The organism is Pseudomonas sp. GW822-FHT02D10 (genome assembly GCF_058802345.1).
This window is the reverse complement of record NZ_JBXAOB010000005.1, coordinates 303881-330008: the sequence shown is the minus strand read 5'-3', so window position 1 is coordinate 330008 and position 26128 is coordinate 303881. Positions and strand designations below refer to the sequence as shown.

Annotated in this window: 29 protein-coding genes and 1 pseudogene; 25 read left to right on the top strand and 5 right to left on the bottom strand. The window is 57.5% G+C overall.

Features of this window, described 5'->3' with window-relative positions; translation table 11 throughout:
- Positions 1 to 104: 104 nt before the first annotated feature.
- Positions 105 to 845 (bottom strand): Mut7-C RNAse domain-containing protein, encoded by a 741-nt coding sequence (locus AC1RPZ_RS11305; protein WP_493137164.1) that lies wholly within the window; start codon positions 843 to 845, stop codon positions 105 to 107.
- Between the two features lie 123 nt (positions 846 to 968).
- Positions 969 to 1901: a GlxA family transcriptional regulator gene (locus AC1RPZ_RS11300; protein WP_493137104.1), complete on the bottom strand. Its 933-nt coding sequence runs from the start codon at positions 1899 to 1901 to the stop codon at positions 969 to 971.
- On the opposite strand from AC1RPZ_RS11300, the pseudogene AC1RPZ_RS11295 reads away from it, so the two are divergent.
- Positions 1851 to 2141, top strand: a pseudogene (locus tag AC1RPZ_RS11295) (HD domain-containing protein); the annotation flags it as partial. The gene AC1RPZ_RS11300 and the pseudogene AC1RPZ_RS11295 overlap by 51 nt on opposite strands.
- Before the next feature lie 278 nt (positions 2142 to 2419).
- The gene (locus AC1RPZ_RS11290; RefSeq protein ID WP_493137103.1) at positions 2420 to 2758 is read left to right on the top strand and encodes a Rossmann-fold NAD(P)-binding domain-containing protein; all 339 of its coding nucleotides are present in this window, start codon (positions 2420 to 2422) and stop codon (positions 2756 to 2758) included.
- 147 nt (positions 2759 to 2905) lie between these two features.
- Here AC1RPZ_RS11290 and AC1RPZ_RS11285 read toward each other — a convergent pair whose 3' ends face one another.
- On the bottom strand, positions 2906 to 3826 hold the full coding sequence (locus tag AC1RPZ_RS11285; RefSeq protein ID WP_185019909.1) for a LysR family transcriptional regulator: 921 nt from the start codon (positions 3824 to 3826) through the stop codon (positions 2906 to 2908).
- 506 nt (positions 3827 to 4332) lie between these two features.
- On the opposite strand from AC1RPZ_RS11285, the gene AC1RPZ_RS11280 reads away from it, so the two are divergent.
- From AC1RPZ_RS11280 to AC1RPZ_RS11205, 16 genes are all read left to right on the top strand, one after another.
- Complete coding sequence (locus AC1RPZ_RS11280) at positions 4333 to 4728, top strand: nuclear transport factor 2 family protein (protein WP_493137102.1); 396 nt, start codon at positions 4333 to 4335, stop codon at positions 4726 to 4728.
- A 75-nt stretch (positions 4729 to 4803) separates the two neighbouring features.
- Complete coding sequence (locus tag AC1RPZ_RS11275; RefSeq protein ID WP_493137101.1) at positions 4804 to 5247, top strand: nuclear transport factor 2 family protein; 444 nt, start codon at positions 4804 to 4806, stop codon at positions 5245 to 5247.
- 433 nt (positions 5248 to 5680) lie between these two features.
- Positions 5681 to 6094 (top strand): tautomerase family protein, encoded by a 414-nt coding sequence (locus tag AC1RPZ_RS11270; RefSeq protein WP_493137100.1) that lies wholly within the window; start codon positions 5681 to 5683, stop codon positions 6092 to 6094.
- 274 nt (positions 6095 to 6368) lie between these two features.
- Positions 6369 to 6980, top strand: a complete 612-nt coding sequence (locus AC1RPZ_RS11265; protein ID WP_493137163.1) for a glutathione S-transferase family protein — start codon at positions 6369 to 6371, stop codon at positions 6978 to 6980.
- 786 nt (positions 6981 to 7766) lie between these two features.
- Positions 7767 to 8048 (top strand): DUF2790 domain-containing protein, encoded by a 282-nt coding sequence (locus AC1RPZ_RS11260; RefSeq protein ID WP_493137099.1) that lies wholly within the window; start codon positions 7767 to 7769, stop codon positions 8046 to 8048.
- 144 nt (positions 8049 to 8192) lie between these two features.
- Positions 8193 to 8864 (top strand): heavy metal response regulator transcription factor, encoded by a 672-nt coding sequence (locus tag AC1RPZ_RS11255; protein ID WP_493137098.1) that lies wholly within the window; start codon positions 8193 to 8195, stop codon positions 8862 to 8864.
- On the top strand, positions 8861 to 10327 hold the full coding sequence (locus AC1RPZ_RS11250) for a heavy metal sensor histidine kinase (protein WP_493137097.1): 1467 nt from the start codon (positions 8861 to 8863) through the stop codon (positions 10325 to 10327). Before AC1RPZ_RS11255 ends, AC1RPZ_RS11250 begins: the two co-directional genes overlap by 4 nt.
- Before the next feature lie 102 nt (positions 10328 to 10429).
- Positions 10430 to 11050, top strand: coding sequence for an isochorismatase family protein (locus AC1RPZ_RS11245; RefSeq protein ID WP_493137096.1), 621 nt, complete (start codon positions 10430 to 10432; stop codon positions 11048 to 11050).
- Between the two features lie 190 nt (positions 11051 to 11240).
- Entirely contained in the window at positions 11241 to 12281 is a 1041-nt protein-coding gene (locus tag AC1RPZ_RS11240; RefSeq protein ID WP_493137095.1) for a DMT family transporter, read from the top strand.
- A gap of 150 nt (positions 12282 to 12431) precedes the next feature.
- A complete protein-coding gene (locus tag AC1RPZ_RS11235) occupies positions 12432 to 13376 on the top strand; it encodes a chromate resistance protein ChrB domain-containing protein (protein ID WP_493137094.1) in 945 nt (314 codons plus the stop codon).
- The gene (chrA, locus tag AC1RPZ_RS11230) at positions 13369 to 14727 is read left to right on the top strand and encodes a chromate efflux transporter (RefSeq protein ID WP_493137093.1); all 1359 of its coding nucleotides are present in this window, start codon (positions 13369 to 13371) and stop codon (positions 14725 to 14727) included. The genes AC1RPZ_RS11235 and chrA overlap by 8 nt, the downstream gene beginning before the upstream one ends.
- An 84-nt stretch (positions 14728 to 14811) precedes the next feature.
- Positions 14812 to 15264: a chromate resistance protein ChrB domain-containing protein gene (locus tag AC1RPZ_RS11225; protein ID WP_493137092.1), complete on the top strand. Its 453-nt coding sequence runs from the start codon at positions 14812 to 14814 to the stop codon at positions 15262 to 15264.
- Between the two features lie 133 nt (positions 15265 to 15397).
- Positions 15398 to 16438, top strand: coding sequence for a YncE family protein (locus AC1RPZ_RS11220; RefSeq protein WP_493137091.1), 1041 nt, complete (start codon positions 15398 to 15400; stop codon positions 16436 to 16438).
- A 174-nt stretch (positions 16439 to 16612) separates the two neighbouring features.
- On the top strand, positions 16613 to 17224 hold the full coding sequence (locus AC1RPZ_RS11215) for a DNA-3-methyladenine glycosylase family protein (RefSeq protein ID WP_493137090.1): 612 nt from the start codon (positions 16613 to 16615) through the stop codon (positions 17222 to 17224).
- Positions 17221 to 17514 carry an Ada metal-binding domain-containing protein gene (locus AC1RPZ_RS11210; RefSeq protein ID WP_493137089.1) on the top strand — a complete coding sequence of 98 codons (294 nt, stop codon included), beginning with the start codon at positions 17221 to 17223 and terminating at the stop codon, positions 17512 to 17514. Before AC1RPZ_RS11215 ends, AC1RPZ_RS11210 begins: the two co-directional genes overlap by 4 nt.
- Before the next feature lie 39 nt (positions 17515 to 17553).
- Positions 17554 to 18039: an adenosine-specific kinase gene (locus tag AC1RPZ_RS11205; RefSeq protein ID WP_493137088.1), complete on the top strand. Its 486-nt coding sequence runs from the start codon at positions 17554 to 17556 to the stop codon at positions 18037 to 18039.
- A 69-nt stretch (positions 18040 to 18108) separates the two neighbouring features.
- On the opposite strand, the gene AC1RPZ_RS11200 is transcribed toward AC1RPZ_RS11205, so the two are convergent.
- On the bottom strand, positions 18109 to 18684 hold the full coding sequence (locus tag AC1RPZ_RS11200; RefSeq protein WP_493137087.1) for an antibiotic biosynthesis monooxygenase: 576 nt from the start codon (positions 18682 to 18684) through the stop codon (positions 18109 to 18111).
- A 534-nt stretch (positions 18685 to 19218) separates the two neighbouring features.
- Here AC1RPZ_RS11200 and AC1RPZ_RS11195 point away from each other — a divergent pair.
- The 6 genes from AC1RPZ_RS11195 (at position 19219) to AC1RPZ_RS11170 (ending at position 24894) form a co-directional block, all read left to right on the top strand.
- Complete coding sequence (locus tag AC1RPZ_RS11195) at positions 19219 to 19983, top strand: transporter substrate-binding domain-containing protein (RefSeq protein WP_493137162.1); 765 nt, start codon at positions 19219 to 19221, stop codon at positions 19981 to 19983.
- A 66-nt stretch (positions 19984 to 20049) separates the two neighbouring features.
- A complete protein-coding gene (locus tag AC1RPZ_RS11190) occupies positions 20050 to 20766 on the top strand; it encodes an ABC transporter permease (RefSeq protein ID WP_493137086.1) in 717 nt (238 codons plus the stop codon).
- 21 nt (positions 20767 to 20787) lie between these two features.
- Positions 20788 to 21525: an ABC transporter permease gene (locus AC1RPZ_RS11185; RefSeq protein WP_493137085.1), complete on the top strand. Its 738-nt coding sequence runs from the start codon at positions 20788 to 20790 to the stop codon at positions 21523 to 21525.
- A gap of 18 nt (positions 21526 to 21543) precedes the next feature.
- The gene (locus tag AC1RPZ_RS11180; protein ID WP_493137084.1) at positions 21544 to 22335 is read left to right on the top strand and encodes an ABC transporter ATP-binding protein; all 792 of its coding nucleotides are present in this window, start codon (positions 21544 to 21546) and stop codon (positions 22333 to 22335) included.
- 88 nt (positions 22336 to 22423) lie between these two features.
- Complete coding sequence (gene ahr, locus AC1RPZ_RS11175; RefSeq protein WP_493137083.1) at positions 22424 to 23455, top strand: NADPH-dependent aldehyde reductase Ahr; 1032 nt, start codon at positions 22424 to 22426, stop codon at positions 23453 to 23455.
- 227 nt (positions 23456 to 23682) lie between these two features.
- Positions 23683 to 24894, top strand: a complete 1212-nt coding sequence (locus AC1RPZ_RS11170; RefSeq protein ID WP_493137082.1) for an MFS transporter — start codon at positions 23683 to 23685, stop codon at positions 24892 to 24894.
- A gap of 28 nt (positions 24895 to 24922) precedes the next feature.
- On the opposite strand, the gene AC1RPZ_RS11165 is transcribed toward AC1RPZ_RS11170, so the two are convergent.
- Positions 24923 to 25081, bottom strand: a complete 159-nt coding sequence (locus tag AC1RPZ_RS11165) for an SDR family oxidoreductase (protein WP_493137081.1) — start codon at positions 25079 to 25081, stop codon at positions 24923 to 24925.
- Positions 25082 to 25128: 47 nt separating this feature from the next.
- Between AC1RPZ_RS11165 and AC1RPZ_RS11160 the strand changes: the two genes are divergently transcribed.
- Positions 25129 to 26118 (top strand): zinc-dependent alcohol dehydrogenase family protein, encoded by a 990-nt coding sequence (locus AC1RPZ_RS11160; RefSeq protein ID WP_493137080.1) that lies wholly within the window; start codon positions 25129 to 25131, stop codon positions 26116 to 26118.
- Positions 26119 to 26128 lie beyond the last annotated feature (10 nt).

The window sequence follows — 26128 nt, the reverse complement described above, 5'->3', positions numbered from 1 at the left end:
CGCCCCTAATTCTGTGGACACTTTCGAGCGTCTCCTTCTGGCCGTTATCTACCTGATGCAAAAGCCCGTTATCCCTGGCAACGCAGCCGACCCGATGCGCACGGCTATCGGTCCAGCAGAGGTGCCAGCAGTGCACACATGCCGCGCCAGTGCGAACCCTCCCAGTAAACCCGTTGGCAGGCGTCGCAGCGCAGGAAGTGCGAATAGAGGGCGCCAATGCGTGGCGGTACCTGCGATCGCGCCAATTCCGGGCTGATCTCGTGCAGCGGCAGGTTGCAATGAAGGCACAGGCTGAAGGGCCGCGCGCTACGCGCCAGGTCGAGGCGCTCGTACAATTCGCGCAGCTGCAGTGACGGTTTCAGGGCATGCACGTAACAGCCGTGGCTGATGATCCGCCGCTTGAGCAGTTCGCGGTCGCGGGTTAGCACGATGCGTCCTTGCTGCGCAGCGATCTCGGCAATCTCGCCATCCTCGAAGCCATTGTCGTAGAGGGTGTCGAAGCCGCTCATGCGCAGCAGGCTGGCCAGCCCGCCAAGGTGCGCATCAGCGACGAAGCGCAGTACCCGTAAAGGTTGCGCACGAACCTTGAGCAGTGGGCTTATGTCCAGCGCTTCGAACTTGGGATACACCGCCAACCGGTCACAGTCCAGGATCACCCGCTCGAAGCCCACCGACTCGCCGTTGAGCAGCACCAGCTCGACCTCGGTGTGCGGTATCCCGAGCGCCTCGATCATGTGCTTGACCGTCGCCCCTCGCGCGCACTCGCAGGTGAAGGGCTGCCGCCGCCGTTCGGCCGGCAGAAATTCGTTGAGCTCCTCGTAGAAGCGGAAGGTTGCACGGGTCATGCTGAACAGTATGGCAGGAATGCCATGACGAGATGTCGGCACCGTGCTCGTGATAAGTGACGGCAAGGGTCGCAGTCGTACCCTTGAACTGCCACGCAGGGCAAAGAGCGCTTTTGGGCATGCCTAAGCGGGCTCGTTAACTGGCGCGAAACGTTGTGCGTACTCCTTTGGACTCACCCTCATCCGTCGCACGAAGGCTTTTCTGAGCACGTCGACACTGTGGTAGCCGCATCGGCGCGCAACCTCCTCCATCGACCGCCTTCCCAGCTCTATTTGCCGACAGGCCGCTTCAACCCGGACGTCCTCGACGTACTTCGCAGGCGTTGTCTTGAATTCCCTCTGAAACATGCGAATCAAGGTCCTGACACTTGTGGCTAGCCTGTCTGCAAGTATCTCGACCGTGAGCTCCGAATGTAGATGCTCACTAATCCATACGCATAACTCATCCAGGTTCGAACCGGTCGCATGCGGCGACTGGAGTGCGACGCTGAACTGTGCTTGACCACCTGGACGTCGCAGAAACAGAACCAGATTTTTCGCGATCTCCAAAGCGATGTCGTCACCCAGGTCTTCGCTGACCAAGGCGAGCGCAAGATCGATTCCCGCCGATATGCCTGCCGAGGTGTACAGGTTGCCGTCTTTGACCCAAATCGGGTTGGGATCCACCCGCACGTTGGGATAGCGATCGGCCAGGCTGCGTGCCATCCGCCAGTGGGTTGTTGCCTTTCGACCATTCAAAAGCCCTGTTTCGGCCAAGGCGAACGCCCCGACACAGATCGAACACACACGCCTGACATTTCTGGCTCGCGTGCGGATCCACTCGATGGCCGTCTGATCCAGCTGATCCATGGCTTTCCAGCCCGACGTCACGATCAACGTATCTATCGCCTTGTTTTCAAGACACTCCTGTTCAAGCGTCTTGTGCGCCATGAGTGAGATGCCGGTGCTGCTCTCCAGGTACTCATTGGCACCCGCGCAAACGAGCTCAAGTACGTAAAGAGCAGAGTCGCCGACCGCAAACAGCCAGAGATCGCCCTGATCTACATGGGCGCCCACGTCGACATGATGGGATTACGGCTGGAGGAAATCACGCCATCGCTGGTCGAGGATACGCTGGCGCTCTACCCCCGCATTGGAATGAAAGCCGCGTTTACCCAAGCGGTCGCTGAAGTGGCCAGGAAGAAACCTCACACGGCGATTGGCAGTGGGCTCGCTGATGTCGGACGTCGTCACGTGCACGGGTTCGATTGCCCGAATGTGTGCAACCTGATTGATCACGCGCCTTTCGATAGCTGACTGCGGTGCTGCCAGATGGCACGACTGCGCAACATTTGCGAATGGGTAACGCCTGATACGTGATATCGGCGCGAGCAATGTGTGTTCCTTTACTGTGGAGTATTCACCATGCAGCAACGTAAATACCTCGTCACCGGCGCTACGGGAAAAACTGGCGTCTACACCATTCGCCACCTTCTCAACGGAGGTCATGCGGTTCGGGCTTTTGTGCACCAGGAGGACGAGCGCAGCGCTCCAAAGCGAGGGCGCCGAAATATTTGTGGGCGACCTCCTTGAACATGACGAATATCATTCGTGCGATGGAGGGGGTCACAGGCGCATACCTGTGCTATCCCGTGCGTCCTGGCTACATTCAGGCGACTGCCTATTTTGCGGATGCCGCCCGGCGAGCCGGCGTCGAGGTCGTTATGGAAATGTCGCAGATTTCTGCCCGGGAAGACTCTTTGAGTCACGCCGCGCGCGACCACTGGATTGCAGAACGTGTACTCGACTGGTCGGGCGTACCCACCGTGCACATCCGCCCGACGTTCTTTTCCGAGTGGCTGATCTTTCCGTGGGGGCTTGATCAGATCGTGAAGGAGAACAAGATCACGCTGCCATACGGCACTCGCGTTTAAGTGGATTCGGATTCTGTACCGGTGCTGGCAGACCAGGACGCCCTACGATGAAACCACCTATTTGAATGCCTTGAGGAAGCGTGGTTCACCGCTCCTCAGGAACCTCGATTTAGGTTGACTGACTTCCTCAGGGCGCGAAGCTGCCACTCACTTAAGGCTGCCATCATCGTTTCGTTGGGCCAAGCGCTGGTAGATAAACTCCACTGCTAGTCGGATTTTCGGGATCAGATAGCGGGATTGCAGGTAAAGCATGTAGATCCCGACCTCGGTCCGCGAGATCCCAACCGGCTGACTAAGGTCTACAGTGACCAATTCCCCCCGCTGCAGGTATTCGCGCAAGCTCCACTCAGGCAGCAGCACCATCCCACGGTGCTTGCATGCCATGGCAGTCAAAGAGGCTACGTCATTGCTAATGAATGTTGGAACAATCCGAGGGGTTATCCAGTTCTTGCCATCAAAACCAAGCCATTTGAGGACACTCTTTGAGCCACGATACATGAGTGCCGAGTGGCCTTTTAAGTCTTCTACCGTCCTTGGCGTGCCACGAGTTGCCAAGTAGGTTGTAGAGGCAGCGAGGATGAAGATATTCGGGTCGAGTCGACGCGCTACCACCCGATTCTCTGGTTCAGAACCGGCTCGGAGAGCAATGTCGTATTTATCGCCACCGAGATCCTGTAGCTCGTCACTTAAATCCACGTCAAGGAGGACGTCTGGATAAATGTCGCTGAAATCCTGAAGCACAGGCAGCAGCTTCATCCGCCCGTAGCTTGGCGTACAACTGATGCGTAGCGTACCGCTGGGCCGGCTTGCTTGATCTTTCAAAAGCTCTTCGGCGGCAGCCAGCTGTGCCATCCCTGAACGAACCTGTGCCAGATACGTTTCTCCCACTTCGGTGAGGCTGACGCTTCGAGTCGTGCGATGGAGGAGCACCGCCCCGACAGAATTTTCAAGCTCCGCGATTCGCCGGGATATTGAGGAGGCTGGCACATCGAAAGCTCTGCCCGCCTCGGTGAAGCTTAGGGTATCAGCAACCTTGATGAAGTATTTGAGTGCGCGCAATTTGTCCATCAGTACGACCCTTTCCATCATTGTCTTTTCGACAAAATAGTTTTCTGATTATATCTATTTAAGGACTGCGCATATTGCCTTAGCCTAGAAATCTCAAACGAGGTCAACCAGCAATGTGGGAAGTTACAAACCCGCTACATCTGGGCGGCCCAAACCCATAGCCAGCTTCCCTGGCTATCCTTTTGGGTTTAGCAAAGGCAATGCCAGGGAAGAGCTCACTCTGGGGGCCGTGACGCCGAGCGTGGCGAGCGTCACTTGGTTACGGGGCGCCCTACCCCAAAAGGGGGACGAGCCCAAGTTGCTGCGCGACGTACACGTTCCGTTGGATGAGATGCTAAAGGGAGATTGTCTCAACTCGCTTACGAGCAGAGTAGCCCTTAGATAGTAGCGCGATAAGGGACATACCATCTTTCAGTCGGGCCGCACTGAGCGCTCGGCTCAAGAATGCAAAAACCATTTGATTGTTTATATTTTACATCCATTGAAATCATAGAGAAGGACAGGCAATGAACCACGAAGAGCAGAATAAGCATTTCGTATTGGAAGCGTTTGAGACGCTGTTCAACAAGCGCGACTATACCGCAGCAGAACGCTTCTGGTCGCCCGACTACATCCAGCACAGTGCCTACATCGCACCAGGTCGTGAGGGCCTTTTTGAACTAGTTAAGGCAGCGCCCGCTGAGTTTCGCTACGAAAATGGACTGGCTGTGGCATCGGGTGATTATGTAATGCTTCATGGCCGTTTTTCAGGATTCGGCGCCCCGCTAAATTGGATTGTGGTCGATATAGTGCGGATCGAAAACGGCCAGCTCGCTGAGCATTGGGACGTAATTCAGGACGAAACCACGCGCGACGGATCAAAGAGCGGACTACCAATGTTCGGTGATAGTTTTCCGAACTGATTCAATAGCGCCGTCCTACGCGCGCTCACTAATTTTTCGAGTAAGTTTGCTATGACAGATGCAAAGACCCTACTGTTGGATTTACTTGCCGCAACTCCCGATGGTAAGAAATGTGCCAAGCTGTTCGCTGAAGACGGAGTGCTGGAACTTCCCTTCCTGCATTCGCTCGGTATCCCGAGCCGTCACCAGGGGCGGGAAGCCATCGCGAAATTTTACGATTTTGTCGGCGACACCCTTTACCCCGGCTTCGGCTTCAAACCCGAAAACGTCACTGTGCTGATTGATACGAAGGATCAGGTGTACGCCGAGTATTTGACAGACGCGCGCGCGGCGGCCACTGGGCGTCTAATCCATCATCTGTTCGCGGGACGACTTGTCGCCGAGAACGGCAAAATCAAGCTGCTTCGCGAGTCGCTAAATACGGTGGCTGCCGCGCAGGCACTCAACACGAATGGTGTCGCCGACCTAGCTTCGCCTGAAGCTGAGATTTTCTCGGTTCCGCCGGGATATAAAAGCTAGGTTGCCGAGGCGGTCGGGGCTGTGATTTTCTTACTTATCGAGAAATGCAGCGGTCAACATTTAACCGGACAGCTCCTTGACGAAGCAGGTCAGGTCGCCTGGCAGTCATGCTGCGACTCCGCACGCTGGTAACGGCTGCAGGCGCATATATCGCGAACGACTTAGTTCGAGCGAGCTGAACAGGAGTGACTTCGACTGCCTTGTATCCGCTCGGCAGCTTTTGCCATACATCTATCCGGCGGTGCGGCCAATATGCAGAAGCATAACCCCTATAAATGACAAGATGAGTGGGAAATCCTTCTACTTTTCTGTCCGCGCTTGATGGCTTGTGATTTATGTTGCCCGCAGACGGTTGCGGGTTGGCGACACGGTTATCACACCCGTGCTGGCTATCTTATCATCTAACTTGAACAGCACACCCGAGGAGGCGCTCATGCCGATATTCCATGCTCACATTCCGGCTCAAAAGTTCACTAGCGAGGCCAAGCGAGCGCTGGCAGATGCTTTAAATTTGGCTCTTCACGAAGCCATGGATACGCCCATGGATGACCGCTTCGTCATCATCAATGAGTACAAAGAAGACGAGCTCTTCATCCACCCGACTTTTCCGAACATGAAGAGATCCGACAAGCGCATGATCCTAACGGTGACTGTAGGTACAAGTAGGACGGTGGAGCAGAAACGCAAGCTCGCAGAGTTGATCACACGATATGCGGTAGAGAAGGTTGGTGTTAGTCAGGACGATGTCACTTTAATGATTTATACCCTTCCCTTGGAGCACATGAGTTTTGGCGGCGGAAAGTTGGTCTCCGACATTGACCTCTCTATGCCTTGGGTAAATAGGTGAAAAGTATACAGCTGACGTGTTCTCTGAGCAGGGTATGCCCCCGGCGCTAGCGAAGGAGAGCATCAGCTTCTTTGCCACTTTCGTCCGGAATCGTCAGTCAGCGTCTACCCCAGACGGCGTCCACCGTATCAGTTTTATTGGCAACTCTGACCGAGCAAAAAGATGCTGCTTTTGGCCGCTTTCTGCCTGTCGCCGCCACCGGCAGCAATGTGTAGTTCTCTCACGTTCATGGTTCCGAAGCGTGCGGGTCAAAACCGATGCAATCGGAGGTCAGATGCAATGCAAACGGGTGGTCAAGTGGGGTGCAATTTCGCAGGCTGCAATAGCCTTGGAAGAAGCAGGTATCCCCTACACCGCACGGAGACTGAATTTGCAAGCGAATGAGCAACGCGACTTATCGTACCTGGCGCTTAATCCGGCGGGAAAAGTCCCAACCCTGGTCGACCATACATCGACACCCCCGCTGGTCATTAACCAATCAAACGCAATCATTCAGTTCGCTGATGCAAAAGCCCCCGGTCGGCTCGCACCAGCGCATCGTGGACCCAAGCGCGACCGGGTGTTTGATCGTTACTTCTTTTTCGTAACGGACGTAATCGGGCCCAGCCATGCGGCATTTTTCCTGCGCCAGGCGGGATTAATTGATGCGGCCACAGTCATCGATCTGCGCGTCGTTGAACAACTTGTCTATGCAGAACGGTTTCTTACCGACGACTTTATGGCCGGAGATCAGTTTTCCATGGCGGACATCTCTGCTTTCACCATTGCGGCATCCATTCGTGACCGGCTGGATTGGGCAGTGCTTTCACGCTTATCACGCTGGTTCAACGCGATCGAAGCCAGGCCCGCAGTACAGCGAGGATTGAAAGCGTTCCAAAATCGCTAGCGGCCACTCAAGGGGAGGCCTCATCAACCTCGGTACATTACAGTCAGACCCTGGGGCTGGACCTTTCGCCTCGTGTCAGTTGGTAAATGTGCGTCGACTCAAGCACGGTTTCAGCTGTGCCATAGCGCGCAATCGATAGCATTGCTTGGCCAATTATCTCTGTGATTAGCACCTTCTCAGGAAAGGCATAACGCACAAACGTGAGGAATGGGCCTGTCAGACGGTAAAAGATTCGCTAAGACCGGGTCCTCGATTTAGCTCCGTGCATCGGCTGGATAACGGCGGGGCGCAGTACGTGCACTCGCTTAAATGGAAGACGAAGCAAACTGTTCTCCGTCATGCCGCGTACCCAGAAGTTCGGCTGATCGAACGAACAGACTCAACATCCTGCGCGCCCAGACATTCGCGCAGGACGCCACTACCGACCATACCAGATGCACCAAATATCAATATTTTCATGGGGATAAGCTGGCCTGAGTTATTTGGAATATTGCCCAGTTCACGTGTTGATTTCCAAAATCTTCCACACACCACGCTTATGGACTCGCCCCTATCAGCGCGTTGCTCGACGAGGTAACGCCATTTCGCACCTACCGGTGCTGATTAATCCAGCGCTGCAAAGCAGACTTGATCACCTCAGCGCGCTGGAACACATCAGCCTTAGCCTCGGACAAGATTGCATTACAACTTTGTAATTGTTCTGTTCGTCAGCTGTTTGAGTTGCCTTGTTACCGTGAACTCACTGCCAAACAACAGGCAGCCCACGTTAGATAAGGAGTTACTGCCATGAAACTGTTCATGCTCGGGTTCGCCACCCTCCTCGCCACCGGTTCAGCCTTCGCCGACACCACCGACACCACCGATACTACCGGCACCACCGACACCTCGGCGGTGATCCACGACAAGACCGGTTTCTTCGTCCACATGGACGTTGCGAAAGTCATCTCCATGACTGACCTCTCGGACCAATGCGGCGTCATTCCGGCCCGTCTCGACTACCTGGATCATCAAGGTCGGGAACATGTGCTGGACTATTCGGTTGAAGGACACTGCACAAACGAAAACTGATGGAGTGCTTTATGCACATGACTGTCCGCGAGCAGGCAATACGCAACAGCACCTGATGACAGGGCTATACTTGCGCTACCTGCTCGCGGCGTCCAGGTCCGCTTTTTGTGGATCGAATACTGTAACCGAACCCAGGTCATTCTCATGAACATCCTTGTCGTGGAAGACGAGCCCAAGGCGGGCAATTACTTACTCAATGGTCTGCAGGAGCAGGGATACTCCGTCAGCCTGGCCCGCGATGGCGTTGATGGTTTACACCAGGCCCTGGAAACGTCTTTCGACGTCATCGTGCTGGATGTGATGATGCCGAAGATGGACGGCTGGGAAGTACTGCGCCGCCTGCGCAAGGAAGCCGACACGCCGGTACTGTTCCTGACCGCGCGGGATGACATCGCCGACCGAATCAAAGGCCTGGAGCTGGGGGCCGACGACTACCTGATCAAACCCTTTTCTTTCGCCGAGCTGGTCGCACGCCTGCGCACCCTGACCCGCCGAGGTCCGACCCGGGAAGAAGAGCAACTGCAGATCGCTGACCTGCAGATTGATGTAGTCAAACGCCGCGTCACCCGCGCCGGCGTGCGAGTGACGCTGACAAACAAGGAGTTTGCATTGTTGCACCTGCTCGCCACGCATCAGGATCAGGTGCTGTCTCGTTCGCTGATCGCCTCCCGGGTCTGGGACATGAACTTTGACAGCGACACCAACGTGGTGGACGTGGCCGTGCGACGCCTGCGGCTGAAAATCGACGACCCTTTCCATCTGAAGCTGATCCACAGTGTGCGGGGCATTGGCTACCGCTTTGATACGCAACCATGAACCGTCGCCATTACTCCCTGACGCTGCGCCTGGCTGTGGTGTTTGCCTTGCTGGCCTTCGCCCTGCTGGCAACCACCGGCGTCGCGCTGTACCGCGATCTTGAACGCGAACTGATACAACGCGACGAGTCCACTCTGGTCTACCGCGTAGATCAGCTGCGTAATTTTCTCAATGGCAGCAATACGCTGGAACTGATCAGGACCAAACCTGTGCTGTTTCAGAACATGCTGGGCAATCGCGAGTACATACTCACTATTGGTGTTACAGGGGAAGCCCCGTTACTGCAGGTCAATCCCCGAAATATCGATATTCCCGACCTCACTCCCGTGGCAATGGACCACTCCCTGGCACTGACCGATGTACAGCATCTACCCGCCGTGAACGGTACCCCCTTCGCGGCCATCTCCGCGAGTATCGACTCGGGCAAGCTGAAAATGACCATTGGCTGTCTGATGACCGAGCGAACCGCGGTGCTCGCCAGCTATCGTCTCAGCGTATACGTCCTCGCCGGTCTCGCGGCCATTGTCCTGGCGCTGGCTGGATATCTAATGGTTCACCGCGGTTTGTTGCCCCTCAGACGCCTGGCGCATCAAGCCCACGGTATCGGCATTGGCAATCTGACAGAGCGACTCGACGGCCGAGGCGCCCCGAAGGAGTTGCTCCCGATGATCGACTCTTTCAACACCATGCTTGAGCGACTCGCCAAGGGTTTTGCGCAACTGAGCCAGGTCTCGACTGACATGGCCCACGAACTGCGCACGCCCATCAACAACTTGCTGGGTGAAACCCAGGTCGCCATGCAACAGAACCGCAGCATGGAACATTACCAGCAGTTGCTCGCCTCCAACGTCGAAGAACTCGAACGCCTGACACGCATGCTCGACAACATGCTGTTCCTCGCGCGTACTGACCCCGGTAGCGCTCGTGATCAACGCCAGGAACTGGACGCCGCCGACGAACTGGAACGCGTAGCCGATTACTTTGAAGGTCTGGCCGCGGACGTCGATATCACCATCCGCGTGGAGGGCGACGGCCTTATCTGGGCCGAGCCAACGCTGCTACGCCGCGCCTTGGCTAACCTGTGTGCCAATGCGATTAAATATGGTGCACCGCATTCCGAACTGTTGATCCAGGCCACGCCGTCCGAGGATGGCATCACTCTGCGCGTGCGCAACTACGGAACAACCATCCCGGCGGAACACCTTCCAAGATTATTCGAGCGCTTCTACCGCGTTGATCAATCACGCGAGCGCTCCGCCCTGTCCAATGGCCTGGGGCTTTCGATCGTAGCCACTATCATGCAGCTGCATTGTGGCCGCTACAGCGTCACCAGCGAGAATGGCGTGACCTGTTTCGAGCTGTTGTTCCCCATGCGGGATCAGCAAGAGCCTCAGGCCGGCTTTCAAACCGGCCCAGACGCCCCTCGCCTCAGCATCGTCGCGAAGCGCCCCTCCCCCGGTTGACCTTCATCGAACGTCCACAGCACGCTCCCTGGAGTCCCATCCGCCTAATTGTTCTCAGATTATAATGTTAAGGCACCCCAACCTGTCCCGGAGGGCTTTGCCATGAACTCGCCCCTTCTCTACGAACGCCTGACCCGCGAAAATGCCATCCTGCTACTGGTCGACCATCAGGTCGGCCTTTACACCGGCGTGCGCGACATCGACACGCTGACCCTCAAGCACAACGTCGTCGGCCTGGCCAAGGCAGCGCTGGCGCTGAAGGTGCCGATCATCGTCACCACGACAACCGAGGGGATGTGGGGGCCGCTGATCCCCGAACTCGCCGAAGCGCTGCCGGGCGTGAAACGCATCGAGCGCACCACCGTCAACGCCTGGGACGAGCGTCGCGTCGTCGATGCGGTCAAGGCGACCGGCCGCAAGAACCTGATCGTGACGGGTATCTCGACCGACGTTTGCCTCACCTTCCCGGCGATCTCGGCCATTGCCGACGGCTACAACAGTTATGCAGTGATCGATGCTTCCGGCGGCTTCACCCAGACGCAAGTCGCCATGGGTGTGGCGCGCATGCAGCAGGCCGGCGTGATCCCCGTCGGTTACTCGAGCGTCGCCGTTGAGATTCTGGCCGACAACGCCGCACCCGAAGCCGAGGCCGTCTACGCTGCGCTCGGCATGCCCTTCGCCGGCCTCGTGTATGGCCTGAAGCAGTACTTCTCGCCCAGCTGATCCACAAGGAGTAAAGAAATGAGCAAGAAGAGCTGAACGCAGACCTGGTTTTCCGCGGCCTGGAATGGGCAGCGCTAATGAACATTAACTGAGCATCATGTTCGAGTAGCGCGATATCATCGGCGGCATCGGTATTACTAATGGCTCGCCGGGCCTGAACCCCCCTGAATTTCAAGGCACTGAAACTCCCATGAACCTGAGCATTTTCTACGCCTTGAGCGCAGCCGCACTGTTTGGCGCCAGCACTCCGTTGGCCAAGCTGTTGGGTGTGGATGTCTCACCCGTGCTATTGGCCGGGTTGCTGTATCTGGGCAGTGGCATCGGTTTGACCTTTGTCAGGTTTATCCGCGACCGCGGCTGGCAGGCAACCGGCCTGTCGGCCGGAGAGTGGCCGTGGCTGATCGGTGCCATCGCCTTCGGCGGTGTGCTCGGCCCGGTGGCATTGATGTTCGGTTTGACCCTGACGTCGGGTGCAACGGCATCGCTGATGCTCAATCTGGAATCGGTACTGACGGCGTTGCTGGCCTGGCTGGTGTTCAAGGAGAACGCAGATCGGCGAATCGTTGCAGGGATGTTGGCCATTGTCGCTGGCGGGGTGTTCCTTGCCTGGCCGCAAGACTCGGCGCAGGTGCAGGGCTGGATCGGCCCGTTGGCGGTGGCGCTGGCCTGCGCCTGCTGGGCCATCGATAATAACCTGACCCGCAAGATCTCGGCGTCCGATGCACTATTTATTGCCGGTATCAAGGGACTGGTCGCAGGGGCGGTCAACTGTACGCTTGCGCTTTTGCTGGGAGCCAAACTACCCAACATTGCCACGCTTGCGCCGACACTCCTGGTCGGCTTTCTGGGCTACGGCATTAGCCTGGTGCTATTCGTGCTCGCCCTTCGCGGTCTGGGTACGGCGCGCACCGGCGCGTACTTTTCGACCGCACCGTTCCTCGGGGCGGCGATTGCGATTCTTATCCTCGGCGAACCGGTGTCACTGACGTTCTGGATCGCCGCCCTGTTGATGGGCATTGGCGTCTGGATTCACCTCACTGAAAGCCATGCACACGATCACCATCATGATCCGCTCACCCATGGACATCGGCATGTTCACGATGAACACCACCAGCACGAACACGACTTCGAATGGGACGGCACCGAACCTCACAGCCATGTTCACCAGCATCTGGCGATCCGTCACAGCCATCCGCACTTCCCGGATATTCATCACCGGCACAAGCATTGAGTTCAGTTCAGGCAAGCTGACGAAATGCTTTGCAGATCACCCTGCCACTGTTTTTTGATGACTGAATGCCGTGATGGCGCCGCAGGGCTTTTCAATCGGTCAAGGAAAGAATACTGTAGAGAAACAAACTTATTTTGAATGTATCTCTACATGAAAAACTGGCTCGCTTTAATCCTTGGCCTACCGACCGCAAATGCCACCGAGCGCATGCGAGCCTGGCGTGCCCTAAAAGCCTCTGGGGCGGCGGTGTTACGCGATGGCGCCTATCTGTTGCCGGATACCAGCGCCTGTCGTGATGCGCTGGCCTCTGTCGAGCGCGATATTCTGGCGATCAATGGCACTGCCTATGTCCTGCCTGTCGTCGACCTCAATGGCGAACGCTTCGTAGAGTTGTTCGACCGTAATGATGAGTACAGCAAGCTAGGCACTGAGATCGACGCCTGTCGTGCACAGATCAATACCGAGAATGCACTGGCGACCACCAAGCAGATTCGAAAACTGCGCAAAGCCTACGAACAGCTGACCACTATCGATTACTTTCCTGGCAAGCCGAAGCAGCAGATCGACTCGGCTTTGCAGGAACTTGAGACCGCTGTCAGTAGAGCATTGTCAACGGACGAACCCCATAGCCGCGACCAGCCAATAGTGCCGCTGAGTCGTGGTGACTTTCAGGGTCGCGTATGGGCAACACGTCAGCGGCCCTGGGTTGACCGACTAGCCTGCGCGTGGCTGATTCGACGCTTCATTGACCGAAACGCTCAGATCCTCTGGTTGAGCAGTCCACAGGATTGTCCGGCCGATGCCCTGGGCTTCGACTTCGATGAGGCCACCTTCAGTCATGTCGGCAACCGCGTGACCTTCGAAACCCTGCAAGCCAGTTTTGAAATCCAGGAGCCCGGTCTGGGCCGCATGGCTGCCCTGGTGCACTACCTCGATGTCGGGGGTATCCAGCCGGTGGAAGCTGCCGGCATCGAACGGGTGCTGGCCGGGCTACGTGAAACCATTACCCATGACGACCACTTGCTGGCTGCTGCGAGCGCCATCTTCGACGGTCTGCTTGCAGCATTTGTGAAAGAGGAACAACCCAATGAGTAAGGTTTCTCCATCACTCGCTGAAGAGGATCTGCCCAGACCTGAGGCGATCAGTTTGCGCGAAGCGTTCTGGTTCTGGCTCAAGCTCGGGTTCATCAGTTTCGGCGGGCCGGCAGGACAGATCTCGATCATGCATCAAGAGTTGGTAGAACGGCGGCGCTGGATTTCCGAACGGCGCTTTCTGCACGCACTCAACTACTGCATGTTGCTGCCGGGGCCCGAGGCTCAGCAGTTGGCGACCTACATCGGCTGGCTGATGCATCGAACCTGGGGGGGCGTCATCGCTGGGGGGCTGTTTGTGCTGCCCTCGCTGTTTATCCTGATTGCCTTGTCCTGGATGTACATCGCCTTCGGCGACGTGCCGGTGGTGGCCGGTCTGTTCTATGGGATCAAGCCCGCCGTGACGGCGATCGTGGTGCAAGCGGCGCATCGGATTGGTTCACGGGCACTGAAGAATAATTGGCTGTGGGCCATGGCGGCGGCGTCGTTCGCGGCGATATTTGCGTTCAATGTGCCGTTCCCACTGATCGTGCTGGGTGCTGCGTTGATCGGTTATGTCGGCGGACGCCTGGCGCCCGAGAAGTTCAGAACCGGGGGCCACAGCGCCGCAAAAAAATCCTACGGCCCGGCCTTGATCGATGATGACACCCCATCCCCCGAGCATGCCCGGTTCAGTTGGCTGAAACTGGCGCTGCTGGCACTCATCGGCGTCGCGCTGTGGGCATTGCCGATGGGAGTCCTGACCACGCTCTTTGGCTGGCACGGCACGCTGACCCAGATGGGCTGGTTCTTTACCAAGGCCGCGTTGCTGACGTTTGGCGGTGCCTATGCCGTGCTTCCGTATGTCTATCAGGGCGCGGTCGGCAACTATGGCTGGCTGACACCGACACAGATGATCGATGGCCTGGCGTTGGGGGAAACCACGCCTGGGCCGCTGATCATGGTGGTGGCTTTCGTCGGTTTTATCGGCGCCTATGTCTCTCAGGTGTTCGGTGCCGATCAGGTATTTCTGGCGGGTGCCCTCGCGGCGACTCTGGTGACCTGGTTCACCTTCCTGCCTTCGTTTCTGTTCATTCTCGCCGGTGGTCCGCTGGTGGAAGCGACGCACAACGAACTCAAGTTCACTGCGCCGCTTACCGGGATTACTGCCGCTGTGGTTGGGGTGATTCTCAATCTGGCGGTGTTCTTCGGCTATCACGTGCTGTGGCCCAAAGGGTTCAGCGGCACCCTCGATTGGCCCTCCGCGCTGATCGCCATCGCAGCCGCTATCGCTTTGTTTCGTTTCAAGCGTGGCGTCATTCAAGTGCTGATGGCCTGTGCGCTCATTGGTTTGGCAGTGCATCTGCTGCGCTAGCGAGCGTGCGGCGATCAAGCGTTCTCTGGCGGGCATCGGGCCCGCCAGATCACCCAGCCTACTGAGTTAGGCAGGAGGTGTTCCATGAGGTGGATTACCCGTGAACGACCCAAGATCGACCGGATTGCCTGTCCCTGGCTGATCACCCGTTTTATTGACGCCGAGGCCGAGTTTTTATACGTACCCGCCAGAGAGGTTTTGCAGATTGCCGCTGAGAAAGACGCAACGCCTTACGATATTCCGGGCGTTGAGCTCTCCCACGAAGGCGAGCTGTGCAGCTTTGATGCGTTCCTGAAGAAGTATCAGCTCAGTGATCCTGCCTTGCAGCAGTTGGCCGAAATCGTGCGCGGGGCCGATACCTCCCGCCTCGATCTGACGCCGCAATCGGCTGGGCTGTACGCGATTTCATTGGGGCTATCGCAACGTTATGCCGATGACCACGAAATGCTTGCCCATGGTTTGATCATGTATGACGCGCTGTACGCTTGGTGCAAGGAGTGTCAGGGCGAGTCGCATAACTGGCCTCCGCAGATGTGAAGAAGTCTGTCCACACTGAAGCCCGGCCCATAGCCGGGCTCATGATCAGTAAAACACTGCACGTTCTGATCCAGCATTACCGGGACTTGGGCAAGGCGGTTGAGCCCGCCTTGCCCAGGCAGAAGAGAGGCTCATGAATAGACGACACAATCGACACTTCGCTCTGCCTGTCTTCACTGTCCTGTTGACTGCGCTAGCCGTTATGGACTTCGCAAGTCTTCGTTACTGTCAGGCGGCAGACAAGCCCCCGACTAGCGACCTACCACTGAAGCACGTCACCGACATTCCATTGCCCGGTGGCGCCACTCGGCTCGACTACGAGAGCTACGATCCAGAGCGCAAGCTGTTGTTCATCGCACATCTTGGTGACGGCGAAGTCATCGTCTTTGACATGCGTGAGTCCCGCGTCGTCGGGCGTATTGCGAACGTCTCGTCGGTACACGGTGTGCTCGCTATTCCTGAATTGTCGCGTGTCTACGCTTCGGCGACGGGCACCAACGAAATCGTTGTAATTGACGAAGCGACCCTGGCAGTTGTCAGTCGTATACCCGGCGGTATCTATCCAGACGGCATGGCTTATGTACCCGACTTTCACAAGCTTTACGTATCGAACGAAAACGGCGAGACCGAAACGGTAATCGACGTGCGCACCAACACGCGTGTTGCAACGATTCCGCTGGGAGGTAAAGTCGGCAATACACAATATGACCCGGTATCACGACACATCTTCGTCAATATCCAGACACGTCGGCAACTGATCGAGATCGATCCCGCAACCGACCAAATCGTTGCGCGCATTGATCTGCCGGGGGCGCGTGGCAACCATGGCTTATTGATCAGTCCACGTGACCGGCTTGCCTTTATCGCGTGCGAAGGCAACGACAAGCTCCTCGTACTGGACTTGCACACCCTGCGGGTTATCCAGACGTTCGATACTGGGGGAACCCCTGATGTACTTGCGTTCGATCCAGTGCTGAGCACACTTTATGTGGCCGCAGAGGCCGGCATTGTGTCGATGTTCCACATCAAGAACGCAGTCGTCACGAAAATCGGCAGTGGCAGCGTAGGCCCGCATGCGCACGTCGTTGCCGTCGATACCTCGACGCACCGCTCGTATTTTCCGCTCAAGGATATCGACGGGCACCCGGTACTGCGGATTATGGAGCCCCGGTGACGCCGAGTTGCAAGCGCGAAACGTTGCAGATCTCCACGCCACTGGAGCGTTGATGGCTGAATGCCGTGATGGCGCCGCAACTTGCGCAAAAGTTTGAGCGCAAGAGACCGGGTGCGATCCTGCGGGCAGACCTTTAATCTGCCCGCAATGCCCGAATTTCTGTCCGGAATATCCATGCCCTATCACCACGCCAGCCAATGCCTGTCCGCCATCGACTCGGACTGGGCGCGGCACATCGCTGCAATCGGCCCGTGCCTGCATCAGCCGAAACCGACCCGCGATCCCTATGAGGCGTTGGTTCGGGCCGTTGCTTATCAGCAACTGCATGCCCGGGCCGGCGATGCGATTCTCGGGCGTTTGATGGCGCTGTTTCCCGAAGCCCCCTTCCCGACGCCCGAGCAATTGCTGGCCTGCGAGTTCGAGCTGCTGCGCGGATGTGGTTTCTCCGGCAGCAAGATCGCCACGCTTCAAGGTATCGCCCAGGGCGCGCTGGAGGGTGTGGTGCCGGATCGTTCAAGCGCACTGTCGATGAGCGATGACGTACTGATCAAACGCCTGACTCAGTTGCGCGGCGTCGGCCGCTGGACCGTCGAAATGCTGCTGATCTACACCCTCGAACGCAGGGATATCCTGCCCGCCGACGACTTTGGCGTGCGCGACGGCTACCGTCGCCTCAAAGGTCTGGAGCAACAGCCGAGCCGCAAGCAGATGGTCGATATCAGTCAGGCATGGAGCCCTCACCGCACCGTGGCGGCGTGGTATTTGTGGCGAGAGCCGAACCCATGAAGCGCTTTGTGTTGCTCAACGCTCAGGGCGAGCCGGTAGACAGCGCCGAACCCGGGCAATTGGGCGGTCATCGACGATCGCGAATCTACGGTCGTCTGGACTGCCCCGCTGCACTGCGCGCCATTGCCCGTGGCGGCTATGTCGCGCATCAGGTGTTCTTTGCCGATGAGGCCACCGCCCGGGCTGCCGGTTACCGACCCTGTGCAGCGTGTTTACCGCAGGCTTATGCACAATGGAGGGTGGTTTCCGGCCAGAAGCCGTCAGTGGACGGAGCCATGGCAAATCAGTAGCTATGCTAGGTAGCACTATCGTGAAAGGAGACGTTTGAGATGCAACTCATCACGTTGAAAATCGATAAGCCGGAAGCGACGAACTTCATTTTTGGTCAGACGCACTTCATCAAGTCCGTCGAGGACATTCACGAAGCGTTGGTCAATGCCGTGCCAGGTATCACGTTTGGCGTGGCCTTTTGCGAAGCCTCGGGCAAGTGCCTGGTGAGGTGGTCTGGCACCGATACCGCCATGATCGAACTGGCCCGGAAAAATGCCGAAGCCATCGCGGCAGGCCATAGTTTCATCATTTTCCTCGGCGACGGTTTCTATCCGCTGAACGTGTTGAACACCCTCAAAATGGTTCCAGAGGTGTGCCATATTTTTTGTGCGACAGCCAATCCAACTGAAGTGATTCTCGCTGAGACGGAACAGGGACGAGCGATCCTGGGCGTAGTGGATGGCTTCTGCGCCAAGGGCATTGAAGGCGACGAAGACATCCTGTGGCGCAAGAATTTGTTGCGGCAGATCGGTTACAAACAGTGAGAAAAGGGGGGCAGATTGATGTTAAAACTGCCCTTGTCCTTGCTGCCGAGCTTTCATCAATGGTCTCGCTCATGAGCCGGGTTTCGGCTGCAGCCATTTTCCGAACAAACGGGTCACCCGCGGCATGAACACATAGACCACCAGCAGCACAATGCTTGCCGTGATCAGCACATTGCCTTGCACGTAGCCACCCAGCCAGGGCATCCAGCCGAACAGCGGCTTGAACAGCATTGGCACCAGAAAGCTCAGTGGCAGAATGACCAAAAAGGTCACGCAGGCTTGTTTCCAGCGCGGCGGGGGCGGCGCAGCCGCATCGATCGGGGTAAACCAGAACTCACGGTCGGCATTGACCTCGGTCTGGTCGCCATCGGCGAGCAATGGCTGCGCCTCTTCCACCAGCGTGCGACGATCCTCGGAGTCGAGCCAGTGCTGCAATTGTTCGGTCGTGGCGAAGCGCAGCACACTGGTGAACTGGGCCAGCCCCTGGCTTTGTCCGCGCATCACATCAATGCCCAGATGCCCCGGATAGGTACGCGCCTTGGCAATGGTGCGACGCAACCAGCGCTCATACGCCTCATCCCCGCCCTTTTTGACCCGGTGGCGCACCAGCAGCGTGACCACGCCTTCCGACAGTTCGATGTACATGACTGACTCTCCCGACCGTGGGACCTCTAAAGTTTTGTAGCTGCTTCCAAAATGCACCAAATTGTTACCGGACGCCCCAGCGTGACGCAATTCCACACTCAAGTAACAGCCGTCACGCCTTCGCAAAACCTCTCAAAAAAAAATCACCTCCCGCCAAACCCTTGTCTCAAGGCGTTCCAGCCAAATCCGAAGCTTTATTGAGCGGCTATCCAACAAGTTGGCCGCTTGATTGCATATGCTTGTATGTACAAGTACGCATGTGTGCGTAAGAGCCACCGGAACCTCTTCGCAATCGTCGAAATCCGCGCCGCTCGCGGCAACAAGCCGGCTTTTAGTGCTTTGTCTTGTATGCACAAAAATAGAGGTGCGTACAAGCATAGGAGATTCGGCCTGAGCCGGATCAGTTCGCAACACTCCATTGATTAGGCAGGAAGTATCAAGATGTCGAAGAAATCAAGCTGGTTGAGTTCTGTAGCGCTCAGTGCAATGGTTCTGGCCTGTGCTCCGGCACTGCAGGCCAAAGAATGGACTTCGGTGAATATTGCCACTGAGGGCGCCTACGAACCCTGGAACCTGACGCTGCCAGGTGGAAAAATCGGGGGCTTCGAACCGGAGCTGATGGATATCATCTGTCCGCGTATTAAACTCAAGTGCAACATCGTCGTACAGAACTGGGACGGGATGATCGCCAGCCTCAATGCCGGTAAATTTGACGTGCTGATGGACGCCATTGTCATCAACGATGAGCGTCAAAAGGTCATGGCCTTCTCGACGCCTTACGCCCAGACACCTGCCAGTTTCGTCGCACTGAAAGCCGACCTGTTGCCGGGCAAAACCGGTGCCGAAGCAGCCATCACTTTGGGTACCGATGCCAAGGAAGTACGCGCCGGCGTCGAAGAGATGCGCAAGGCACTCAAGGGCAAGACCATTGGTATCGCCTCCGGCACGATTTACACGTCATTCATTGATCAGAACTTCAAGGATGTGGCGACCATTCGTGAGTACGGCAGCTCAGCCGAAGTCATTCTCGATCTGCTGGCAGGCCGCATCGACGCAGCGTTCGATGATGTGACCTTCTTCAACTCGATCATGGACAAGCCTGAGAACAAACCGCTGGCCTTTACCGGCCCAGTCATCAAAGGCCCGATCTGGGGTGAAGGCGAAGCGCTGGGCTTCCGTCAGAAAGACCCTGAGCTCAAAGCCAAGTTCGACGCAGCGCTCAAGGAAGCCATGGCTGACGGTACGATCAAGAAACTTAGCGAAAAGTGGTTCAAGGTTGACCTCACACCTAAGTCTTGATCCTGAATGGCCCGGCACCGTGAAGGTTGCCGGGCTGCTTAAACCTTCTCATAAGTGGGACCCTCTATGAACCTCTTGCAGCTACTCAGTTTTGGTGACTCAGGCTGGGGAATGGCGCTGCTCAAGGCAGCGGGCATGACCGTGATATTGACCCTGGCAGCCCTGCTGGTGGGGGCGGTATTTGGCAGCCTGGTCGCTGCTGCCAAGCTATCCCGTCAGCGCAGTTTGCGCTGGCTGGGGGATCTGTATTCGATACTGTTCAGGGGGATCCCCGAGTTGCTGGTGATCTACCTGTTCTACTTTGGCGGAGCCAGTGTGGTAACAGCGGTTGGCCACTGGTTCGGCGGTGAAGGCTATATCGACGTGCCGCCTTTTCTGGTCGGCGCGTTGGCGGTCGGGCTGATTTCCGGCTCCTATCAGGCTGAAGTCTACCGGGGCGCTTTTCTCGCGGTATCACGGGGCGAACTGGAAGCCGGGCTGGCCATCGGCATGACCCGTGCGATGCGCTTCAAACGGATTCTGGTCCCCCAGGTGCTGCGATTCGCGCTACCCGGACTGGGCAATGTCTGGCAAATGAGCCTGAAAGACTCCGCGCTGATTTCAGTCATTGGTTTGGTGGAATTGATGCGTGCCAGTCAGGTCGCGGCCGGATCCACTCGTCAATATTTCACGTTCTATATCATCGGGGGCGCTGTGTACCTCATTCTCACTGGCCTGTCCGGTCGGCTTTTCCACATGGCTGAAGCTCGCGTGCGTCGCACGCGGCAGCGCAGCCCAGTCTAGTTCGAGTCGGGAGCGACACTTATGATCGATTTTCCGTTTCTCGCGGACACCATGCTCAAGCTTCTGGCCGCACTGCCCACCACGCTGACGCTGTTTTTCAGCTCATTGGTGATCGGCCTGACCCTGTCTGTCGGCATTGTCAGCCTGCGGGTCAGCCGCTGGTGGTTTTTCAGCTATCCGGCGCGGTTCTACATCATGTTGTTTCGCGGTACGCCGCTGCTGATTCAAATGTTCCTGATTTACTACGGGTTGGGCCAGTTCCCGGCCATTCGCGAAAGCTTCGCCTGGGTACTGCTCAAATCGCCCTATGGCTGCGCGGTGGTTTCACTGGCCTTGTGTACTGCCGGTTACACCGCCGAAATTATTCGCGGTGGGCTGCTTAGCGTGCCACAGGGGCAGATCGAGGCGGGCAAGGCCGTAGGCATGTCGCCCTGGGACCTGCTATGCCGGATCATTGCTCCAGTCACCCTGCGCCAGGCCCTGCCGGCCTACTCCACCGAAGCCATTTTGCTGGTCAAGTCCACGGCGCTGGCGAGCCTGGTGACTGTTTGGGACGTCACTGGCGTCGCGCAACAGATCATCCAGCGGACCTATCGCACGATGGAAGTGTTCATTTGCGCGGCCTTGATCTATCTGGTGCTGAATTTCCTTGTCGTCCGTGCTGTCGCCTGGCTCGAGCATCGCCTCTCGCCGCACTTGCGTGAGCGGCCAGTTGACACCATCAAAAAAGCCAGCCCCTCGCTGACTACCCATTCCTGATTTGATACGGAGCATGCCATGAGCACTCAGCCCGCTTCAGCCTTGTCGGTAACTAACATTCAGAAGTCCTTCGGCAGCGCACATGTCCTCAGGGGCATTTCCCTGGAAGCCCACAAGGGCGACGTGATCTCAATCCTCGGTGCCAGTGGATCAGGTAAAAGTACCTTCCTGCGTTGCATCAACCTCTTGGAAACGCCCGATCAAGGCATCATCAGCGTCAATGGTGAAGTGATCGAAATGAAGCAGCATGCCGACGGCCGCCAGATACCGAGCAACAGCCGCCAGGTCGAGCGCATGCGCAGTTGCCTGGGGATGGTGTTCCAGAGCTTCAACCTCTGGTCGCACATGACTGTTCTGCAAAACATCATTGAGGGCCCGATGCGGGTTCTCAAACGCTCCCGTGCCGAATGTATCGAGGAAGCAGAGGCCTTGCTGCACAAGGTCGGCCTGTACGATCGCCGCGACTATTACCCAGCGCACCTGTCCGGTGGCCAGCAGCAACGCGTAGCGATAGCCCGCGCGCTGGCGATGAACCCACAAGTCATGTTGTTCGACGAACCGACCTCGGCACTTGACCCTGAACTCGTTGGAGAGGTGTTGCGCGTGATGCGTTCTCTGGCCGAAGAAGGTCGCACCATGCTTGTGGTCACGCACGAGATGGGCTTTGCCCGGCACGTGTCAAATCGGGTGGTGTTCATGCATGGCGGCCTGATCGATGTGCAGGGCACGCCAGCAGAACTATTCGAAGGTTTGCCCACCGAGCGTTTTCGGCAATTCGTCTCCAGCCATCATGAGAGAAGTGCCGAATAAACAAAGCGCAAAAGCACGCTACACTTTTCTGGTTCCGTCGCAGCGCCTGAGCTGCCATAGCCCTTGTCTCCTGTTCTGGAGGTGCCCAATGAGCGACAGTACCGAACTCACGACTTTCACCGGCTGGGCCGCTACGGCGGCCGGCGCTCCACTGGAGCGCTATAGCTACGATCCCGGTCCATTGGGGGAAGAGGAGGTAGAAGTCGCCGTGGAGTATTGCGGTGTCTGTCACTCCGACCAGTCGCTGATCGATAACGACTGGGGCATTAGCCACTATCCCTTTATCCCCGGCCACGAGGTGGTCGGCAGTATCGTGCGAGTGGGCGCACAGGTACGCGGTCTCGAAGTGGGACAACGGGTGGGCATTGGTTGGTACAAGGGCAGTTGCATGCATTGCTCCTCGTGTATCGGAGGCTCCCACCACCTGTGCGGCACAGTCCAACCCACCATCGTCGGCAGCAACGGAGGCTTCGCCGACCGCCTGCGTTCGCACTGGGCCTGGGCTCTTCCGATACCGGATGGACTCGACCCGGCCATGGCCAGCCCCCTGTTCTGCGCCGGCTCGACGGTGTTCAACCCGCTTGTGGAATTCGACGTCAAGCCCACTGACCGGGTCGGTGTGGTGGGAATCGGCGGGCTCGGTCATCTGGCACTACGCTTCCTCAACGCCTGGGGCTGCGAAGTCACGGCCTTTACCTCGTCGTTGAGCAAGCAGGACGAAGCCAGGCGCCTGGGCGCGCACAAAGTAATTGCCTCGACCGACAGCAACGCGCTGAAGTCCATTGCCGGCACCCTGGATTTTCTCCTGGTCACCGCCAACGCCGACCTCGACTGGCCAGCCATGCTCGGAACCCTGCGCGGCAAGGGCCGCCTGCATTTTGTTGGCGCAGTGCCCGGCGCGATTCCAGTGCACGTGTTCGACCTGCTCCCCCAACAGAAGACTTTGTCCGCCTCGCCGGTGGGTTCGCCCAGTACCACGGCGACCATGCTGGAATTCTGCGTACGTCATCAGATCCTGCCGCAGGTTGAGCACTTTCCCATGAGCCGGGTCAACGAAGCCATCGATCACCTACGCAGTGGCAAGGCGCGCTACCGCGTCGTACTGGATGCCAGAAAATGACAGGCTGGCGCGTCGGGTAACGCCGCACTGCCTTCTACCGCTGCTACTACAACAGGCCCCCCTTCACCGGCCCGAGCGGAGCAGGCACAGACCTGCTGGTTCGCTCAACGCGCCGAAATGCTCGATTGCGGACATCGATGTCCGAAATGTTCGGACCTCTAGCGCATTTTTCTCGACCATTTCTATTCCTACACTAAGTCCATCAACTTTTCCGCAGCTGGAATACCATGGACTCAACCCAATTCATCAAGGGCAAACGGCCGCTGTATTGGCTGGCCGTAGGCACTTTTGCCGTCGGTACCGAAAGCTTCATGATTGCTGGCCTACTTCCCGGCATGGCGAAGGATCTTGACGTTAGCGTCGGCTTGGCTGGCCAATTGGTGACCGTATTTGCACTTGCCTATGCACTGGGCTCTCCGGTGCTGGCCGCGCTGACAGGGCATCTGAATCGGCGCAGGCTGTTGATCGGCGCCATGGCGTTATTTGCGGCTGCCAATCTGCTGGCCGTTGCGGCCAGTGGTTACTGGTCGTTGATGGCCGCGCGAGTGGTACTCGCTCTAGCGGCGGCGGTTTATGTACCCGGTGCGAATGCACTGGCCAGCGTGGTCGTGCCACCCGAGCAGCGTGGCCGGGCCATCGCCATCGTCAATGGCGGCCTGTCGCTCGCCATCGCCCTCGGTGTGCCAGCGGGCACCGTGCTGGGTGCGGCAATGGGCTGGCGTGCCACGTTTGGCAGCGTCGCGATCTTATCCACATTGGCAGTCGCCGGTTTGATAATGGGACTTCCACACGGGATAGGGGCCGGCCTTGCCACTGCCAGCCTGCGCCAGCGCGTTTCAACCGCGGCTCAGCCAGCGGTATTGCTGACGCTGCTGATCACCACGTTGTGGGCGATGGCCAGTTACACCACTTACACCTACCTCGCTCCGCTTTTGGAAGCCACCACCCTCATCAATGGTCCGGCGATAGGTTTCGTGCTGTTTGGCTGGGGCGTTTCGGCGGCAATCGGCCTGGCCATCAGCGGCCCGGCGGTAGACCGCAAAGGTCCGCGCGCAGTGATCCTGCCGGCGTTGGCGACCTCCACTACGGTCTTCATCGTCCTGTCACTGGCGGCGCACTTTTTCGGCAAGCAGATCGCAATCGTGCCGATTGTCCTCGCCATCGCCGCCTGGGGCGTGGCGCACTGGGCTTTTTATCCTGCCCAGCAAACCACCCTGGTCGGTGTGGCGGGCGTTGCGACCGCGCCGGTGGCGTTGTCGCTCAATGCCTCCTTCATGTACCTCGGTTTCTCACTGGGTGCGGGTCTCGGCTCCCTGACTTTAGGCTACAGCTCATTGGCCAACCTTGGCTTTGTCAGCGCCCTCTGCGCGGCGGCGGCCTTGACCTTGGCCTATGCCTGCGGCCGCCGACCAGCACCGCAACCCTACCCTTCAAACTAAGCTCAGGAGCTTTACATGACAGTGCCATCTAAAATTCGAGTCGGTCTATAGTCATGAAAAATCCAGGACAAATAGCGTTAACGTTGACGTGATATTTCCCCCACTCGGCAGCCAATGTTTGCGTGAGTCCAAGTACTGCGGCACGCCCACAAACCCAACCACTGCCCGGGTTCCAGCTTTCACTCAAATCAGGTCGGCATACACCCCGGCCCCTTGATTACAACAGAGGTAACGATGGCCCGCATTGTCAGAATCCACGAGTATGGTGACGCAAGCGTTTTGAAGCTAGAAGCAGTCGATGTGCCTGCCCCAGAATCGGACGAGGTGCAAATTGAAGTAAAAGCCATAGGATTGAACCGGGCGGAAGTAATGTTCCGCAACAATGCCTACCTGCAAGAGGCGGAGTTTCCAAGCCGTCTGGGGTATGAAGCCGCCGGCGTTGTCGTTGCGGTCGGTACCGGCGTCACTGATTTCAAGGCTGGCGATATTGTCAGCGTAATTCCGGCGCTAGACATTGCACGCTGGGGCACTTATGGCGAATTGGCGAACGTTCCCGCCAATCTCACTGTTAAACATCCCAAAAACCTGTCTTTTGAACAGGCCGCGGCCTCTTGGATGCAGTACGTTACAGCGTGGGGCGCATTGGTCGAGCAGGCAAAACTCCAAAAGGGTGATTTTGTTCTGGTTACCGCTGCTTCAAGCAGCGTCGGATTGGCTGCCTTTCAAATTGCCAGAATGGTTGGCGCCACCGCAGTCGCCATTACCCGCACCCGGGCAAAGAAACAGGCGTTGCTGGATGCAGGTGCTGCACATGTCGTTGTCAGCGAGGAAGAGGATATTGTTGAAGCGATAATGGCGCTGACCGGCGGATTGGGTGCCCGTGTCGTTTTCGATCCCGTAGGCGGCCCATCCTTCGTACCTCTCACCCAAAGTATGGCCAAGGGCGGTATCCTGCTTGAGTATGGTGCGTTGAGCCCGGAGCCCACACCATTCCCATTGTTCACCGTATTGGGTAAAAGCCTGACCCTCAAGGGCTACCTCTATTCTGAAATTGTTTCCGACCAGGCTACCTTGTCGCGGGCCAAAGCGTTCATCCTGAATGGACTTGAATCGGGCGCGCTTCGGCCAATCATTGCCAAGACCTTTACACTTGATAACATTCAAGAGGCGCACCGCTTTCTTGAAACTAACCAACAGATAGGAAAGATCGTGGTGACTGTCTAACGTTTTGCAT